This is a genomic window from Nostoc sp. JL23 (assembly GCF_017115065.1).
In the GTDB taxonomy this organism is placed as follows: Bacteria; Cyanobacteriota; Cyanobacteriia; order Cyanobacteriales; family Nostocaceae; genus Nostoc; species Nostoc punctiforme_A.
This window is the reverse complement of the sequence record NZ_JABXKN010000143.1, coordinates 174,948-193,245: the sequence shown is the minus strand read 5'-3', so window position 1 is coordinate 193,245 and position 18,298 is coordinate 174,948. Positions and strand designations below refer to the sequence as shown.

Annotated in this window: 16 protein-coding genes and 1 other RNA gene; 12 read left to right on the top strand and 5 right to left on the bottom strand. The window is 41.2% G+C overall.

The features are described from left to right. Positions 1-166 precede the first annotated feature (166 nt). On the top strand, positions 167-2,386 hold the full coding sequence (locus tag HWQ42_RS31000) for an ATP-binding protein (protein WP_292818808.1): 2,220 nt from the start codon (positions 167-169) through the stop codon (positions 2,384-2,386). A gap of 49 nt (positions 2,387-2,435) precedes the next feature. Here the strand turns inward: HWQ42_RS31000 and HWQ42_RS30995 are convergent, their stop codons facing one another. Beyond that, positions 2,436-2,882, bottom strand: coding sequence for a GNAT family N-acetyltransferase (locus tag HWQ42_RS30995; protein WP_292818802.1), 447 nt, complete (start codon positions 2,880-2,882; stop codon positions 2,436-2,438). Positions 2,883-3,311: 429 nt separating this feature from the next. Here HWQ42_RS30995 and HWQ42_RS30990 point away from each other — a divergent pair, with 429 nt between their 5' ends. The 4 genes from HWQ42_RS30990 to HWQ42_RS30975 all read left to right on the top strand — a co-directional run bounded on the left by HWQ42_RS30990 (position 3,312) and on the right by HWQ42_RS30975 (position 8,227). Beyond that, positions 3,312-4,253: a ferritin-like domain-containing protein gene (locus HWQ42_RS30990; protein ID WP_292818799.1), complete on the top strand. Its 942-nt coding sequence runs from the start codon at positions 3,312-3,314 to the stop codon at positions 4,251-4,253. 20 nt (positions 4,254-4,273) lie between these two features. After that, the gene (locus HWQ42_RS30985) at positions 4,274-5,032 is read left to right on the top strand and encodes an isoprenyl transferase (protein ID WP_292818796.1); all 759 of its coding nucleotides are present in this window, start codon (positions 4,274-4,276) and stop codon (positions 5,030-5,032) included. A 262-nt stretch (positions 5,033-5,294) separates the two neighbouring features. After that, positions 5,295-5,783 carry a hypothetical protein gene (locus tag HWQ42_RS30980; RefSeq protein ID WP_292818793.1) on the top strand — a complete coding sequence of 163 codons (489 nt, stop codon included), beginning with the start codon at positions 5,295-5,297 and terminating at the stop codon, positions 5,781-5,783. A 524-nt stretch (positions 5,784-6,307) separates the two neighbouring features. Beyond that, positions 6,308-8,227, top strand: coding sequence for an iron uptake porin (locus tag HWQ42_RS30975; RefSeq protein WP_292818867.1), 1,920 nt, complete (start codon positions 6,308-6,310; stop codon positions 8,225-8,227). 54 nt (positions 8,228-8,281) lie between these two features. Here HWQ42_RS30975 and HWQ42_RS30970 read toward each other — a convergent pair whose 3' ends face one another. Together HWQ42_RS30970 and trxA are read right to left on the bottom strand one after the other, a co-directional pair. Further along, on the bottom strand, positions 8,282-8,446 hold the full coding sequence (locus tag HWQ42_RS30970; RefSeq protein WP_292818790.1) for a hypothetical protein: 165 nt from the start codon (positions 8,444-8,446) through the stop codon (positions 8,282-8,284). 244 nt (positions 8,447-8,690) lie between these two features. After that, entirely contained in the window at positions 8,691-9,008 is a 318-nt protein-coding gene (gene trxA, locus HWQ42_RS30965) for a thioredoxin (RefSeq protein ID WP_292818787.1), read from the bottom strand. A 651-nt stretch (positions 9,009-9,659) separates the two neighbouring features. On the opposite strand from trxA, the gene fabG reads away from it, so the two are divergent. After that, positions 9,660-10,406, top strand: a complete 747-nt coding sequence (gene fabG, locus HWQ42_RS30960) for a 3-oxoacyl-[acyl-carrier-protein] reductase (protein ID WP_292818784.1) — start codon at positions 9,660-9,662, stop codon at positions 10,404-10,406. Between the two features lie 533 nt (positions 10,407-10,939). Continuing rightward, positions 10,940-11,722, top strand: a complete 783-nt coding sequence (locus HWQ42_RS30955; protein WP_334812046.1) for an Rpn family recombination-promoting nuclease/putative transposase — start codon at positions 10,940-10,942, stop codon at positions 11,720-11,722. Between the two features lie 62 nt (positions 11,723-11,784). Here the strand turns inward: HWQ42_RS30955 and HWQ42_RS30950 are convergent, their stop codons facing one another. After that, positions 11,785-12,867, bottom strand: coding sequence for an MraY family glycosyltransferase (locus HWQ42_RS30950; protein WP_292818781.1), 1,083 nt, complete (start codon positions 12,865-12,867; stop codon positions 11,785-11,787). Between the two features lie 158 nt (positions 12,868-13,025). Here HWQ42_RS30950 and groL point away from each other — a divergent pair, with 158 nt between their 5' ends. From groL to rnpB, 4 genes are all read left to right on the top strand, one after another. Continuing rightward, entirely contained in the window at positions 13,026-14,708 is a 1,683-nt protein-coding gene (groL, locus tag HWQ42_RS30945) for a chaperonin GroEL (protein WP_292737787.1), read from the top strand. Between the two features lie 284 nt (positions 14,709-14,992). Beyond that, entirely contained in the window at positions 14,993-16,135 is a 1,143-nt protein-coding gene (gene corA, locus HWQ42_RS30940; RefSeq protein ID WP_292818779.1) for a magnesium/cobalt transporter CorA, read from the top strand. 65 nt (positions 16,136-16,200) lie between these two features. After that, positions 16,201-16,896 (top strand): hypothetical protein, encoded by a 696-nt coding sequence (locus HWQ42_RS30935; protein WP_292737791.1) that lies wholly within the window; start codon positions 16,201-16,203, stop codon positions 16,894-16,896. A gap of 48 nt (positions 16,897-16,944) precedes the next feature. After that, an RNA gene (rnpB, locus tag HWQ42_RS30930) (RNase P RNA component class A) lies at positions 16,945-17,370 on the top strand. Positions 17,371-17,528: 158 nt separating this feature from the next. On the opposite strand, the gene HWQ42_RS30925 is transcribed toward rnpB, so the two are convergent. After that, entirely contained in the window at positions 17,529-17,912 is a 384-nt protein-coding gene (locus HWQ42_RS30925; RefSeq protein ID WP_292781207.1) for a hypothetical protein, read from the bottom strand. Between the two features lie 128 nt (positions 17,913-18,040). On the opposite strand from HWQ42_RS30925, the gene HWQ42_RS30920 reads away from it, so the two are divergent. Then, positions 18,041-18,223, top strand: coding sequence for a hypothetical protein (locus HWQ42_RS30920; protein ID WP_099104126.1), 183 nt, complete (start codon positions 18,041-18,043; stop codon positions 18,221-18,223). The last annotated feature ends 75 nt before the right edge of the window (positions 18,224-18,298 follow it).

Here is an 18,298-nt window from a genome sequence, read left to right as displayed (position 1 = left end):
AGCAAAATCTAGCTTATAACTAATTAGCCAGAATTATAAAATTTAATTAGAAAAATTATACTTTCCGGTTATGAAAAACCAGATCAAGTAATTGTAGTTATACAAAGATAGTTCTACTTTTTCCGTAGAATTGCAAGTCCAAATTATTTCTTCTTGAGGGCAACTAATGCAGGTGGTGTCAGCTAGAAATATTACAGACCACAACCAGGCCCAAGAGGCTTTACGAATCAGAGAAAATAGTCGGCGAAAACAAAGCCAGACGCTGGTGCAACTAGCAAGAAGCAAGACATTTCAGCAAGGTAATCTCAATGCCGTGTTGAGGGAAATCACAGAAACCGCTGCTCAGACGCTGTTAGTAGAGCGAGTGGGAGTATGGTTATATAATGAAGAACGTTCAAAAATTGAATGCGTTAATTTGTATGATGTCAGAACTAAGGAGCATACTTTTGGTAACTCGCTTTTAAAAACAAATTTTCCTGCTTATTTCCAAGCTTTAGAAGAGGAGCGTACTATTGCCGCAGATGATGCCAGAAACGATCCCAGAACCCAAGAATTATCACAGTCTTATCTTTCAGTTTTGGGCATCACATCTATACTAGATGCACCAATTTGGCTAGAGGGTCATTTGGTAGGCGTAGTGTGTCACGAACACATAGGCGAAGGTCGCCAATGGACTTTAGAAGAAGAGAGTTTTGCTGGCTCAATTGCAGATTTTATAACGCTGGCTATAGAAGCGAACGAGCGAAACGTCGTACAGGAAGCACTGCGACAGAGTGAGGCGCAATTTCGGGCGATTTTTGAGCGTTCCTCTATCGGCATTGGCCTGATAGATATGAAAGGGCAGATAGTCGATACTAATCTGGCACTGTGCGAGATTTTAGGATATAGCCGAGAAGAGTTATACAGCAAGCGCTTTACAGATTACATTTCCATAGAAAGGGAGGATTTAAAACTTTACAAACGACTAATGTCAGGAATTAGAACAGACTTAAAGAGAACTTCGAGGGATGTTTTACAACCCTCCACCCATCAGAAACAGCTTGTTGAAAGACATCGTATTGAGATAGAAAGACGCTGCCAGCATCAAAGTGGTAGCTTAGTTTGGACTCATATCTCTGTTTCTGTTATACCAGGCAGCAATGGTGAACCTGAGTTTTTTCTAGCGATGATTGAGGATATTACTGAACGTAAGCAAACAGAGTTGAAACTACGCGCCTCTCAAGAAGCAGCAGAAGCTGCCAGTCGAGCAAAAAGTGAATTTTTAGCAACCATGAGCCATGAGTTGCGGACACCTCTCAATGCGATTATGGGTTTGTCACAGTTACTGCAACAAGAAATAGTTGGCTCTCTCAATGAAAAACAGAACGAATATGTAAGTTCTATATATAGTAGTGGTGAACATCTGCTGGCAGTAATTAACGATATCCTTGACTTATCTAAGGTAGAAGCTGGTAAAGAGGAACTGTTACTATCATCTTTGTCAGTGGCAGATATATGTAATTATGCCATCTGGACAGTGCGCGATCGCGCCTCAGAAAAGGGATTGCAACTCACACATGAAATTGACCGAGAAGCTGATATTTGTATTGCTGATGAGCGGCGCATCAAGCAAATGCTACTCAACTTGCTCACCAATGCCATTAAATTTACCCCAGCAGGTGAAGTATCGCTGGTAGTCAAAAAAGTGCCACAAGGGATAACGTTTACAGTTTCAGATACTGGCATTGGTATAGACTCAAGTCAGTTTCAATTTCTATTTGAACCGTTTAAGCAGCTTGACAGTCGATTAAATCGGCAGTATGAAGGCACTGGTTTGGGTTTAGCCTTGACGCGGAAATTAGCGCGTTTACATGGTGGAGATGTGACCTTTACATCAACTGTAGGAAAGGGCAGTCAGTTCACTCTGTTTCTACCAAATCCAGAGCATTCGGGAAATGAGGAAGATGAGACAAATGAGATAGACGAGACAGAAGAGGAAGCAAATTTTACCTCGTCCTCATCTTCTTCAAACATCCCCACAAATCAAACTATTTTGCTTGTAGAAGAAGATGAAAACATAGCAACAGTGTTGCAAGATTATCTCCACACAATTGGCTACAAAGTTAAGTGGATAGATAATGGTAACGATTTTTTGAAACAGGTACAAAGCTTCCAACCAGATTTAGTTTTTTTTGATTCCCAGTTAGTAAAGGATGTTCATATCTGGAATTTGCTGAATATCCTTAGAAAAGCGCCTTATCGCCAACATTTGCCGATTGTAATGATGACCTTTAGCGAACCTTTAGAGGAGGAAATTGCCATGATGCCAGGTAGTGTTAATGACTACCTTGTAAAGCCAGTTCGGATAGTCCAGCTAGAGTCAATCCTAATGAAATATTTTAGTTAATTGCTCATAAAAATACATTTTTATGAAAAAATATACATAGACAATATTTTTACTTTAACTGTGAAAATCTTTTTCTCATTTTCACATGGAGAATATTGGCTTCTTCAAATATTTCTCCTTCCTCTACAAAATCGAGTTTTTTGTATAAATCTTTTACATATTCTTGAGCATGAATCACTACTTCTGGAATATTTTGGTTAGCTATCACCTGTAGGGCATTTTCCATAATTTTCTTACCAATACCTTGCCCTCTAACTGTCGATAAAACAGCTAACCTTTCTATTTTGGCAGTTTTATCATCTAAATATCTGATTCTGGCAGTACCCACAACTTCCACATTTAAATAGGCAATTAGATGATCGGATATTTCATCTTTGCCATCAAATTCTAAAGTGGGATCTACCCCTTGTTCTTCTTGAAAAACTGATTTTCTAATTGCTTTAATTGCCGGAAAATCTTTAGGTAATTCAGCAACTTTTATAACTAAATTACTCATGAAACTCTCTCTGAGGTTACTACCTATTGTAGTTTAACGTGAGTTTGATGCACCTTTCCCTGCTTTGAACGAAAGTGCAAGCCTGTCCCTCTCGTAGTCGGAGCTACAGTGTATACACAAGTCCTTCTGACCCCCTCTAACTCCCCCTTGGTAAGCAGGGCTGTTTCATTACCTAAGTTTGATCAACTTACACTTGAGCAGGTAATATCTATCTCTTCTTATAACTTTATTCTCGAAGCTCTTTTCTATGCAGCTTCACATTAAATTGGTATTAGAAGGGTGAGGTTTGAAACCCAAATTTTCTATAACCAACTTTTTCCCCGACTTTTGCAACCTATCACATAAAACTGCCGACTTCAGCCGACTGACAAAAGCAAGTGCGATCGCTTAGGCTATTGGGCATAGAGATAAAAACTTAAGTATAAAAATATGCTTAACACCCTCAGCCCAATCACAGAAGACTTAGCAGGTAAAAGCTATCCTAGCCCTCATTATTTACAAACACAGCGCCGCATTCGTTCACTCATAGACAGATATATTGCAGTCGAAAAACTACACGATCGCTTACAAGATTTACCGATACAGTTTGCCAATCCCCAACCCCGTCCTTGGAAACTCATCGACTGGCAAACAATTAACCGCAATCAAATTATCGGCTTAGACGCAGAGGTATTTTTATCTATATTGATAGGTGCGATGCATACAGAAGCCCCCATTCGCGGCTATACCCAAACCAGTCGCCAGTATTTGGAAAAATTGCATCCTCAAATGGCTCGGTTTGTTGGTGGAACTGTCCGTGAAGATGGCGAACTGCTGGAACTTGGTTTGTGGGAAAAGGAAGAACGTCAGCACACACCTGCATTAATCAAAGTCTACACCCAATTAACAGGCGAGAAAATTACCCCAAAACTTCGGACTGTTAGAAGCTATCTTCCCACAGATGACGCTTACGAAGACTTATATCGCCACGGCTTACATCGCATTGCCACAGAATACGGTGCTACCTGTCTTTATATTTGGTTGATGGCTCATACTACTGGCGCACTCCAGGATGTTCTAGAGGAATTAGCACAGGATGAAATCAATCACATGACCAAATTCTGGGGGTTTGGAGTCTGGGCTTTCCCTGATACTGGATTGATGCGAATTGGACGCACGCTAATCAAAACGCGATCGCAAAACTATCAGCGTAACAACCTCATGCGTACTCTCCGCCGCATGATGGGTACCCTCAACTGGAATGCTTGGTCATTAACCAACAAAGCAACTCTCCTCTTCACCTTCACCTATACAATGCGTCGTTTGTGGAGTTGGAACAATAGCCTCACACCAGACTATCTACAAGATTTATTTGAAACTACTCATCAGTAAAAACGAAGGACAAATGACAAATGACCAATAACAAATCAAAATTACCCACAGATTTAAACCCTCAAAAAATCCCCCAACATATTGCCGTTATCATGGATGGTAACGGCCGATGGGCAACCAGTCGAGGATTACCGCGCATTGCTGGACATCGCCAAGGAGCAAGTACGCTCAAAGAACTATTGCGTTGCTGCAAAGATTGGGGAGTCAAAGCATTGACAGCCTATGCTTTCTCAACAGAAAATTGGCAGCGTCCCATTGAAGAAGTGGATTTTCTGATGCATTTGTTTGAGCGATTACTACACCGCGAGTTGGCTCAAATGCATCAAGAAGGTGTACGAATCTCCTTTATTGGAGATTTATCGGCTTTACCCAAGTCTCTACAGATGGAAATGGAACGTTCAATGGCGGAGACGTTGAACAATCAAGCAATCCACTTTACTGTTGCAGTCAATTATGGTAGCCGCAACGAAATTACCAGAGTTTGTCGTCAAGTAGCTCAACTCGTGGAACAAGGCGAACTCAGCGCGGAACAAGTGAATGAAGGTCTTGTAGAACAATACCTCTACACAGCAGATACTCCAGAACCCGATTTGCTGATTCGTACCAGCGGTGAGATGCGATTGAGCAATTTTCTCTTATGGCAAATGGCCTATACAGAGATGTATTTTACGGATATTCTTTGGCCAGATTTTAATAGAGAAGCATTTTATCAGGCTTTGTTGAGCTACCAAAATCGCGATCGCCGTTTTGGTCAAGTTAAAGTTTCAATTTCAGCATAGTGTACCAAACACCAGACATCGCCTCAAAATTAAACCGCACAGTTGTTGCCATGAGCGATAAAGTAAAAGCACCCATATTACCACGATGGTATATGAGCGCTCACAAATAAAACATTATTGAGGATAATCTATCTGCTATGACAGACCGAAGTAACTATAAGAATAGCAGGCACTGGGTAAATAAACTGCAAGGGTAGTTACAAATGTTTTGTTAAAAATATTACTTACCGTCAATATGATGCTTGATTTAGGCAAAATCCAATTGATTGCGAAATCATATTCTCCCCAAGAACTCTTCGCTGCTTTGGTTTGGCAGCGTCGGTTCAATGAGTTTGATGGGGAAGAGGTAATTACTGACCTTTCCAACCACAGAAATTTATGGTCAAGCTTTCTGTTCACAAAACCAATCTTTGCACCAGATGAAAACGGTTTAAGCTTTGGTGGTATGGTCGATACCCTACTTGCAATGGCAAACTATCGTCCCATGCCTGAAACCAGCATCATCCATTTCATTGCTTATCCTGCCGATACGTTATACATCCTTACAGAGAACCAAGACATAAAAGTGTCTGAGCTTTTAGACTTGGGCAAAAAATGGCGAGCTGATTCAGTAGAGGTAAGTGATGGCTCGAATGAAGACTACGGTTTGCGGCTTAAGCGTCGGCTGAGAACTAGATTGGAAGGGGGGCTATGGGGTGAAGATGTTCACCAGGATTGTGATGCGGCCATTGTTACCTATTGGTGGGATTAAATTCTTGAAAGTTCTTTCCACCGTTTTCCTCCTGATCTTACCTACACCCAAATCGATGAGCGATCGCAGTCTCTTAATTTTTTTGAATAAATTATTCTTTGGTAGGTATTGAGCCAAAGATTTCGGCTCAATACCTATATTCTTTATCACAAAATCAGACTTATTTAATTATTATTTTGTCAATATAGCAATCCAATTTTAGATTTGAACAGAGAAAATTTGGAAGTCTTATGAATCAGGCATCCTACAGAGCTTACTGTTCAAAAACCATTCACTCTTTGCTATCGTAACTATAAAAACTATCAATATATTTTTTTGTTAATTCTTTCCAAAAATAGTATTTACTATAATTTAATACTTGCGATATAAGCTGATGTTCTGGTAAGTCAATTCAGAAAAAATTCTGATATCCAAAATTTAAAGTTAACAAGACTTTCTTGCTAAATTTACTTTAAATTTACTTATCAATCAATTTTAAAATCGCAATTAATTTTTCCACTATCTTATCGGTGTTGGGAGTTATGATGGCAAAATATCTACTAGCTTCTGCTAGTGGGATGGGGTTTTTATGTTTAATTGCCGGGTTATCACCTGTGCAAGCCCTTCCTAGTTTAGAAATTGCAGATAAAAACGTAGCTGTTAATGAAGATAATGGCAGATATCAAAAAAATGATTCTCATCAAAGCAATTTAGCAAATAATATCTCCAGTCAATTGCTGATAGCTAATGATAGTCAAAAAAAATTATCCTCAATCAATCAACAGCAAAAAAATCAAGATTTAGGAGTAGATTCTGCTGTTAACTTTTGGCAGCCAATTACAGCAAAATCTGCAAGTTCATCTCTATCCTCAGACAAACTTGCACAAGTAACATCCGTATCCCAATTGTCTGATGTACAACCGAATGATTGGGCTTTTCAGGCACTCCAATCTTTAGTTGAGCGCTATGGTTGTATCGCAGGTTATCCCAATCAAACCTATCGTGGTAATCGGGCGATGACTCGCTATGAATTTGCTGCTGGCTTAAATGCTTGTTTAGACCGAATCAACGAACTGATTGCGACTGCAACTGGTGATTTGGTCAAGAAAGAAGATTTAGCCACGTTGCAGAAACTACAAGAACAATTTGCGGCGGAATTGGCAACATTGCGAGGTCGAGTAGATGCTGTAGAAGCTCGCACAGCAGAACTAGAAGCAAATCAGTTTTCTACTACAACTAAACTTAATGGAGAGGTAATTATTGCTGGTGTTGGTGCTAGCGGTGGCGCTCCTAATGACAGTGACCCGAACATCATCCTAGTCAATAGAGTGCGATTAAATCTCACCACTAGCTTTACTGGTAAAGATTCATTAATTACTGGATTACAAGCTTATAACTTTTTGGGTGGAGCCGATGGACAAGGTAGCTTACAACAAAGTTTAGGATTAGCTTCGCCGCTTTTAAGTGCAAGTAGCGCTCGTACCAGTTTTGAGCCGCAATTTCCGGGGTTAAATGTCAATACTTTGTCGAGTGTTGGCGCAAACAGTGTTCAGCTTTACAAATTGCTGTATATCTTTCCCGTTGCTAATAAATTAACCTTGTTTGCGGGAACTGCGGCGGAAACATCAGATGCTTTCCCAGCAATTACGCCTTTTTATGGTGAAGGACAAGAGTCAATTTCTCGTTTTGCCGGCTTGAATCCTGTGGTACGGATTTCTGGTGGGACTTCGGGTACTGGTTTAGCATCGGCGGCGGGATTTATTTTTAATATTTCGCCAAATTTGGATTTAAGAGCTTTATATGGCAATCCAAATGCCAATTTAACCCAAAAATCTGCTACTGAGGCAGTACCAGGAGTTTCTACTACACCTTTGGGAGCAGGTTTATTTAGTGGTAGTAGTGTTATCGCCACACAGTTAACCTTCAAGCCAAGTCCCGCTCTGGATATTGGTTTAAACTATGCCCACAGTTATCATGAAATCAATATTTTGGGTACAGGATTAATTAGTGGTGATATCGGTGCTTTAGCAGGGGTTGCAGTTGGAACACCGGTCACACTCAACTCTGTTGGGGGTACGCTAACATGGCGATTGTCTCCCAAGATAGCCTTATCTGGCTACGGTGCAGCACTATTTGTTGATGCTGCTTCAAATAGCGTGAATGCTTCCACCACCTTTACAAGTTGGATGGCGGGAGTTCACTTCAGAGATTTATTCAAGCCAGGTAACACTGCCGGGATTCTTTTTGGTCAGCCGCTTTTCCGTACTGATACTGGTGGTTCTGCTCAACTTACCCCCACAGGCGACAATCGGGTGACTCCTTACCATTTAGAAGCCTATTACCGCCTTCAAGTTACCGATAATATCAGCATTACCCCTGGTGCGTTTGTTCTCTTTAATCCAGAAGGTAACAGCAACAATGACACTACAACAGTAGGTGTACTTCGGACTACTTTTACCTTTTAAGAGATTGGGAGTAGGGAGTCAAAATCCCCCAAGAAATTGGGGGATACAGATAACCTAATTATTTCTTTTGCCTGATTTACCAGTTTGATTTGAAAGTTGGTGCTTTTGTATAACTCGCTCAATCTGGCAAGTCACCGCATCTATTCTATGTTTAACCTTATCAAAATCAATATTTACCCAAATATAGGCTTTATCAGGTCTTTGATGCTTATGATTCATATATTGTTTTACTTGTCAATAGATTTTGTTATATCTATACAATATAGTCTTCTTAATTTCTAAACTACTTTCTCTAGATATATAAGTAAATATGCTTAACATTTACTTAAGGTTTTATGAATCAAAAGCCCTCACCCTAGATCCCTCTTCCAAGCTTGGGAAAGGGACTTTGAAATTAGCTCTATTGAAAGAGACGCGATATTTCGCGCCTCTAAGAACTAAAATCAAAATTCTAAGTGTTAGCTTAAATCTTTGTTTGTAGATATTGCACCAACTGCGGTGCTTGCATCACTCCCTCTATCCGCTCCACAGGCTTACCCTGCTTAAACAGTACTAAGGTTGGGAGAGAAGCAATTTTATACTCAGTAGCCAAATCTGTGTATTTTTCTGTGTCGATTTTGACAATCCTTAAGCGATCCTTTAGTTGGGCATTGACTTGCTCTAAAATTGGCACCATCATTTGACAGGGGCCACACCAGTCAGCATAAAAATCTACTAATACAGGTACATCAGAAGCAGACAGCATCTCTTCAAAGCTGTTGAATTGCTTTTTAGTTGCCATGTGACACACACCGATTTTCAATTGTTTGTTTCAATAGTAATTCTTAGAAAATAAAATAGGTATAGGTTCATGGGTTTTTGTTGGGAAAAGATTAAATTAGTTAATATAGAACGATTTAATAGCCCAAAATATTAAATTTTTATAATAAAATACGTATTTTTTTTAGGTTGTGCATCTGCATTAGATATGTATTTAAACCTATCCTGATCAACCAAATAATTATAAAGGCGTTCACGAGAGTTATATCTACGAAGGTATAGCTGCAACACTTTCTAGTCTATCCAGCCAGGTGAATATATTACTTCAGGTTATTCATCCATTCACAGATAAATAACTATAGATATTTGATTATAGTAAAACATTAATTCTTGTTATTCGAGTTATATAGCAATCCTATTTGATTTGTGAGAATTGCAACCCACAGATCCCTGACTTTTATCAAGTCAAGGATCTTATTTCTGCGCGTTTGATTCAGGATAGCTATATCTAGCTAAATACGACGTATAACTTTATCTATTAGTTATTTAATTTGGAGCATGACAGCAAGATTGTCATCCTGCAAGAGTGAGATTTTACTCAGACAATATTCAGATGTTCCCGAAATCACCATAAGATAATTAGCGCGGTATTTCTAAGATTGAGGAACATTAAATGACACTATTACAAGATAAAGTCGCAATTGTCACAGGTGCATCCAGAGGAATTGGCCGAGCGATCGCAATTGAATTAGCCTCACAAGGAGCGATCGCAGTTGTCAATTATGCCAATTCTAGTGCTGCGGCTGAGGCAGTTGTAACAGAAATTACAGCAGCAGGAGGTCAGGCGATCGCTATCCAAGCAGACGTTTCTAAAAGCGCTCAAGTAGACGCACTAGTTAAGTCCGTCATGGAAAAGTTTAGCCGTGTGGATATCTTAGTCAACAATGCAGGTATTACCCGCGACAATCTGCTTTTGCGTTTGAAGACAGAGGATTGGCAAGCTGTGATAGACCTGAATCTAACTGGTGTTTTCTTATGTACACGCGCAATCAGTAAAATCATGCTGAAGCAGCGATCGGGGCGGATTATCAACATTACCTCCGTTGCAGGGCTAATGGGCAACCCAGGTCAGTCAAACTACAGCGCCGCCAAAGCAGGTGTAATCGGTTTCACCAAAAGCGTTGCCAAAGAACTCGCTACTCGCGGCATCACCGTTAACGCCGTCGCCCCTGGATTCATCAGCACTGACATGACCAGCGATCTTAACAACCCCGAAGATATTCTGAAATACATCCCACTCGGTCGCTTCGGTCAGCCGGAAGAAGTCGCTGGGATGGTGCGCTTCCTCGCTGCCGATCCCGCCGCCGCCTACGTCACTGGACAAGTTTTTAATGTCGATGGCGGTATGGTAATGGCGTAAATATAGCGGTTCTCACTTGGGTGCAGTACAGTTTTAACCTCACTTCCATTCCTCTCTCCTACAAGGCTACGGTATACACACAAGTCTGAAATAGCTGATTAACCAAGGTTTTACCCTACCCTAACCCTCCCCGTATGTATTGGCTACGGTGTACACACAAGTCTGAAATAGCTGATTAACCAGCGTTTTACCCCACCCTAACCCTCCCCTTATAAAGGGGAGGGAACAAAATTTCTGATTTCCCCCAATGCATCGCTACGGTGTACACACAAGTGCTATCTGCAAGGGTTTCAGGCGTTATAGACCCCTTAAATTGTCATTACGAGCGCAGTGATAACGGAGCGAAGTAATCACATTACCCCGTGGTGAAGGCGATGCGATCGAGCTTAACTCACCCGACAAACAGCTAGTTTAGCACTAAACCACCAACTACAAACTTATGAAATTGAAATCAAATTCGACAACCTAATATGAAGACAGACTCCATTTTTTATCGTTTATTTCAAACTTTTCCCAGTGCTTTTTTTTAATTAATTAATCTGCAAGCATCAGAAGCAAATGCATATAATTTCGCTTCAGTAGAATTAAAGCAAACAGCATTTCGCATTGATGGAGTCTTTCTTCCTGTTGCTGATACTAGTAGTCAGCCGATTTATTTTGTGGAGGTTCAATTTCAAAAAGATAACGAATTTTACGCTCGTTTATTTTCAGAAATATTTCTGTATTTACGACTTTACGCACCAACTACAGATTGGCGAGCAGTAGTTATATTCCCTCGCCACAGCCTTGAACCAACCCAAGTCCAACCTTATCGAGTCTTACTCGAAAGCCAATTGGTAACGAGGCTATATCTAAACGAGCTTGGAGAAGTAACTGAATATTCCTTGGGAGTTGGTATTCTCAAATTAGTAGTTGTAAATAAAAAACAAACTCCCATATTAGTCAAAAATTTGATTACAAAGACACGTTCGGAATTGAGCGATAAAGCACTTCAACAAAAAGTGCTAGATTTAATAGAAACAATTGTAGTTTACAAACTACCGCGTATCAGTCGTCAGGAGTTGATAAAAATGTTTGGACTCGGTGATTTTGATATCAAAACTACTAGACTTTATGAGGAACTCAAGCAGGAAACAACTCTAGAGTTAGTCATGCGCCAGTTGCGACGACGCATTGGTAATTTGAGTCCGCAATTGTCAGAGCGCATCAGTCAGTTATCTATTGAACAGCTTGAAAATCTAGCCGAAGCACTGTTAGATTTTTCCACAGAAGGAGATTTAGTTGTTTGGCTGCAAGACAATTTAACTCAAACTTGAATTTTTTGTGGACAGAATAAACCATAGTAGGGCTAGCATTGCAATGCTCACCCTACCAGTAACTAAGGCTGTTGGCGTATCCTTTGCCAGACTGTAAAGCCCAAAAGCAGGATAATGCTACTGGCGGTTGTCAGCATCACAGCCAAACTCATACCTTGTATTCTCATCGCCAGCAAGTTGAAAACTAAGGTAATTGACCAAAGGGTAAACGCAGCATTGCGCTGGGAGAGTCCCCAAGCAAGTAAGCGGTGGTGCAGGTGGTCTTTGCCAGGAGTACTGAGAGGGTTATTTCCTGCTAGTAGCCGCCGCACAAATACTTGAGTGGTGTCTAGCACCGGTAACAACAGAAATAAAACCGTAGGAATTAGCGCATAAACTGTGTTTTGTTGCAGTTTGCCTAAAATACTAGTTGCTGCCAGGACATAGCCGAAAAAGTATGCTCCGGCATCACCCATAATAATTCGTGACGGATGGAAATTATGGCGCAAAAATCCTAGTGCAGCACCTCCCAAAGCTGCAAGTACTAAGATTGCCGCGGCACGATTGTTAAATTGAGCTGCAACGCCCAACAAACTCATGGCGGTAATAAAGCTGATTCCTCCTGCCAAGCCATCCATACCATCCATCAAGTTGATGGCGTTGGTAATCCCTACTACCCATAGTACTGTTAGCAACATGGACAGAAGTGAGTCGATGGGAGTGCCAAACAGGACTTTGACACTGATGCCATTAGCTACCAATAATAGTGCCGTGACAATTTGCGCCCACAATCGCACTGAGGGCGGTAAGCCAAACTGATCGTCAATAAAGCCGACAAGGACTAATATCGAACCCCCCAACAGAATAGTGAGCACCTGAGCCAATACGTTTTGGAGTTCGATCGGTCGTAAAAGGCTAGCTAGTACCAGCGCGGCAATCACGCCCGCGTAGATAGCCAGCCCCCCTGCATTGGGTAAAGGTTCTCGGTTGAGTCGCCGTGCATTGGGTTGGTCAGCCCAACCTACCCGCAAGGCGAATTTGCGTACTGTCGGAATTAAACGCCAAGTTACAACCCAAGCCAAGAGGAACGTAAATACTACTGCCAACCAGCCGGTGCCGCTAGGGTCGGCAATACCAAGGTACTTAAGGGAGTTGTCTAGATTCATCTCCCAATTCAAGCATTACTGCCAGTATCTAATATGAGCATCACCTGTATATTAATCAATTTTTTTTATTTCCATTTGTAACTTGAGTAGCTTGAGAGATTAGCACTCTGGCGCTGTGAGTGCTAAATTGTCTAATGGAAGCGCTGGAGAAATGAAACATGGCGAAAATTATTGCATTTGACGAGGAATCTCGGAGAGCTCTAGAAAGGGGTGTTAACGCCCTTGCCGATGCTGTAAAAATCACCTTGGGGCCTAAAGGTCGCAATGTCCTTTTAGAGAAAAAATTTGGCGCACCTCAAATTGTCAACGATGGTATCACTGTTGCCAAGGAAATTGAATTAGAAGATCCTTTGGAAAATACTGGTGCAAGACTCATCCAGGAAGTGGCCTCAAAAACTAAAGATGTCGCTGGAGATGGTACAACCACCGCCACAGTTTTAGCACAAGCCTTAATTCGAGAAGGTTTGAAGAACGTCGCGGCAGGTAGTAACCCTGTTAGCTTGAGACGCGGGATCGACAAAACTATTGAGGCATTGGTACTGGAAATTGCCAAAATAGCCAAGCCAGTAGAAGGAAGTGCGATCGCTCAAGTTGCCACTGTTTCTGCTGGTAACGATGAAGAAGTTGGCCAAATGTTAGCTCAAGCAATGGAAAAAGTCACCAAAGATGGTGTAATTACCGTTGAAGAATCTAAATCTCTAACCACCGAACTAGAAGTAGTCGAGGGGATGCAGATTGACAGGGGTTATATTTCTCCCTACTTCGTCACCAACAACGAACGGCAAATCGTCGAATTTGAAAACGCCCGGATCTTAGTGACAGATAAAAAAATCAGCAGCATCCAAGATTTAGTGCCGATTTTGGAAAAAGTTGCCCGTTCTGGTCAGCCGTTGCTAATTATTGCTGAAGATGTCGAAGGTGATGCTTTGGCAACTTTGGTTGTGAACAAAGCGCGGGGTGTACTGGCCGTGGCTGCAATTAAAGCGCCTGGGTTTGGCGATCGCCGCAAAGCTTTGTTAGAAGATATTGCGATTCTCACCGATGGACAGTTGATTTCGGAAGAAATCGGCTTAAGCTTGGATACCGCTGCTCTAGAAGCGCTGGGAACTGCCCGCAAAATCACCATTGACAAAGAAAGCACCACAATTGTCGCTGGCAGTGTCACCAAGCCAGAGGTACAAAAGCGGATTGGTCAAATTCGCAGACAGTTGGAAGAAACTGATTCTGAATACGATCAAGAAAAACTGCAAGAACGCATCGCCAAGCTCGCTGGTGGTGTGGCAGTAATTAAAGTGGGTGCGGCAACCGAAACCGAACTCAAAGACCGTAAACTGCGGATTGAAGACGCGCTGAACGCTACTAAAGCTGCTGTAGAAGAAGGTATTGTTCCTGGTGGTGGGACAACCTTGATTCACTTAGCTAAGGCGGTAGAAGCGATTAAAAAGACCTTACAAAATGATGAAGAAAGAATTGGGGCTGATATTGTCGAACGAGCGCTAGAAGCCCCCTTGCGCCAAATAGCAGACAACGCCGGTGCTGAAGGTTCTGTAATTGTCTCGAAAGTCCGGGATAGCGACTTCAACATTGGCTACAACGCTGCTACTGGCGAATTTGAAGACTTGATTGCTGCTGGTATTATCGACCCTGCCAAAGTTGTGCGTTCAGCTTTGCAAAACGCTGGTTCCATTGCTGGTTTGGTCTTAACCACCGAAGCGATCGTTGTTGAAAAGCCAGAGAAGAAATCCGCTGCTCCTGCTCCTGATATGGGTGGCATGGGCGGTATGGGTGGCATGGGCGGCATGGGTGGCATGGGCGGTATGGGTGGCATGGGTATGTTCTAATTTCTGCTGACCCAGATAAATATTTTTTAAACAGTTTGTCTTGCCAAGGCAAACTGTTTTTTTGTAGCATTGCTGATTCAGAGGCAATATGTTATACCAATTCGTAATTCGTCAGATTAAATCTGGGTGAGAACCAAATTAGCAACCTAAATAATTGCTTATAGAAATTACTGTCTTTATATTAATTTTTGTAAAATAACGTGTAAGTTATCCTTATGTCCTTTGTTATTTACTAATAACAAATGACCAATGACCAATGACAAATGACTATTAGGTAATATTGCATGGCACGAAAAATACGTCGCCTTCCTAAAATACTCACCAAGCTGTATGAAGACGAGTTCCATCACCAACCAGGGACTATACCTGGAACTATTTTTATTGATGCAGATGCTCCACCACCAATAATTTTTTTGATTGACTATAACCAAACCAATTTTATCCGCGAACAAATAGAAACTCCAGAGGAGTGTGTCTCTTATCTAGAATCGGAATCAGTTTCTTGGGTAGACGTACAAGGTTTAGGTAGTCAAGATATATTACAACGATTGGGTAACGTTTTTAAGTTACATGCTCTAGTTTTAGAAGATATAGTCAATGTGCCGGAGCGTCCCAAAACAGAAGATTATGAAGATCAATTACTTTTCATTGCCCGAATGGTAGTACCAAAGGAAAGAACATGTGGTTTTTATAGCGAGCAAGTGAGTTTAATATTAGGAAAAAATTATTTACTGACAGTACAAGAAGAACCAGAACATGATTGCTTTGAAGCAGTGCGATCGCGAATTGAAAAAAATAAAGGTATCATCCGTAAACAAGGAGCAGATTATTTAGCCTATGCTCTGTTAGATGCAATTATTGATGGCTTTTTCCCCGTACTGGAGCTTTATGGTGAGCGAATCGAAGAGTTAGAGGAAGAAGTAATAGTTAAACCTACTCCCCAAACACTACAAAACATTTATCAAATTAGGCGAGAATTACTGCAACTACGTCGTGCTATCTGGCCCCAGCGAGATGCAATTAATTCTTTGATTCGAGATGGTAGTGAATTGATTGGTGAAGAAGTGCGAATCTACTTGCGAGATTGTTATGACCATACAGTGCAAGTGATGGATATGGTAGAAACTTACCGAGAACTATCATCTGGATTAATGGATGTGTACCTTTCGGCGGTGAGTAATAAAATGAATGAAATCATGAAGGTACTAACGGTAGTTTCAACAATTTTTATTCCCCTGACTTTTGTGGCCGGAATATATGGTATGAATTTCAATACTGAGAAATCACCATATAATATGCCTGAGTTGAATTGGTATTGGGGTTATCCACTTTGCTGGGCAGTGATGTTAGCGATCGCATTTAGTTTGCTATTCTTTTTTTGGCGAAGAGGCTGGCTGCAAAATTCTGTAGAAATCAAGCGCAATTAAAAATTGTAGATGAGCGATGAGTCAAATATATATTCATTAGCACCGGGAGTTAAGATTTTTGAGTTATGAGGAGTAACGACCAGAATTTAGTAGTTTTGACGATTTATATTATCGGTGTTTCATACGTTTTCAACCGCATGATTGAATCCATCGATGATCAAGTTAAATTTGAGTTTAAAAAAGGAACCGTTGACGAACAACTCAAAGAACAAAATCTCGATGATAAAATTGGAATTTCCTTTAAACTCAAATCCTCATACCCAATTGACGATTTGAAAGATTTAGGAATTAGCATTGAAAATAAATCCGATCAGGTTGCTATATACGTTGACTGGGACAACAGTTCTTTAGTAGTTGAACATAGCAAGCAATCGCGCCGCGTAATTCGGAAATCACCAGACTTAACCCGCGACTTAGCTGTACCCCAAAGTCCTAGCCTGATTGCTCCCAAGAAAACCCTTTCTGAAACAGTAACAGCAGAAGATGTTTTTGAGCGCGATCAAGTAGCTGGAACCTATTTAGCAAAAAAACCACTAATTGATATCAATGGGCTAAAAAAAGGGCAAAAAAAGTTGTACAACGACTTTCTTAACAGAAGAAAAGAGTTGGACTTTTCCCTGCAACTAGTGCTGAGGATATCTGAAGTGCGTTTAGGTCTAGCCCCAGGTCGTGATTTTCCTCCCATTAGTATTATCAATTGTCCTTTCACAGTCAGGAAACTACCTTGGACTTACGCTCTACCTTGGAATAAAAAAAAGTAATAGCATGTCAACATACTACGTCATCCAAGATTACACTGGAACTAAGGAGAGAGTAGGCGCAGGCGGTTGCAGATCAGTCATAGTTACTGGTTTGAGGAAAGTCCGGACTCCCGAAAGACCAAACTTGCTGGATAACGTCCAGTGCGAGCGATCGTGAGGATAGTGCCACAGAAAGATACCGCCAGATCAATTAAAAATTAAAAATTAAAAATGTAAAATGAACAATTTTTAATTTTTAATTTTACATTTTTAATTGATCTGGTAAGGGTGCAAAGGTGCGGTAAGAGCGCACCAGCAGTATCGAGAGGTGCTGGCTCGGTAAACCCCGGTTGGGAGCAAGGCGATAGGGACTACGGTTGGTCTTTTACCAGTTCCGCTCAATGAGAGCCGCTTGAGGCGTTTGGTAACAAGCGTCCCAGATAGATAACTGCCCTCGCAAGAGAACAGAACCCGGCTTATGTCCTGCTCTCTCCCCTTTAATGGAGTATGAACCTTTCATGGTTTGTACTCTATTATTTTTTGTACGGGTTTTGTGCGTAAGCGTACCCTTCGGGAAGCAAGCTACGCGTAGCGTCTCGTAGAGAAGCTCGTCGTAGACATCGCTAATTCATCATCTAAAGCATTTAAAGCATTTAAAGCATTCCCAGGATCTCTAATGCTGTATCCAAATGCCATTTAACCCGATAGAGTCCAAACAGTTTCTCTTGACTGTATCGTGCTGGATACTCTAGTTTCCTCCCTTCCATCGTCACCTTGAGCAATGCTGACTGCTCTGGTGTCGGTGTTCCCATAGCCTCTAGTGTCGCTTCTAACGCTTCGACTTGAGAAAGCATAGGAGACTTCAATCCTTTATTCTCTGACACTTGCTTGCAGGCTATAACAGGGAAGGTCAGGAGTGCATTAATGTATGATGCCTTATCAGCAGGGTTTCCTATTGCTTGGATGCCGTACTGTATCAGACATAAATCACGTAACGCTCTCAAGCTTTTAACTTCTAATTCTGTGCGCGTAAACATAAAATAGAGTTACCTCTTGTAAAAGTGGAAATCGGTGGGCAACAAGTTTCTCAGGCTAAAATGCCCATCGATTTAACATTCTCCACTGATATACACGTGGAGAATAAATTTATTTGTATTTCTATACAATGTCTAAAAATAAAGGTAATCCAGATAACTTAAAGCCATTCACCACGGACAGAGAGCGACCACTAACTGAATATCTACATTTGCGTGTCACTAAAGAAATGAAGGAAGAAGTGAAAGCTAAAGACGATCCTCCTGAATTTTGCCGTCAAGCTATCCAAGAAAAGCTAGATAGAGAGAAGTAGCAAAAAGTTGTTAGAGTAATAGTCCAAGAGATTTAGATATATAAGTATAGATAGCTCCCCCTGCCCCCCGCCCCT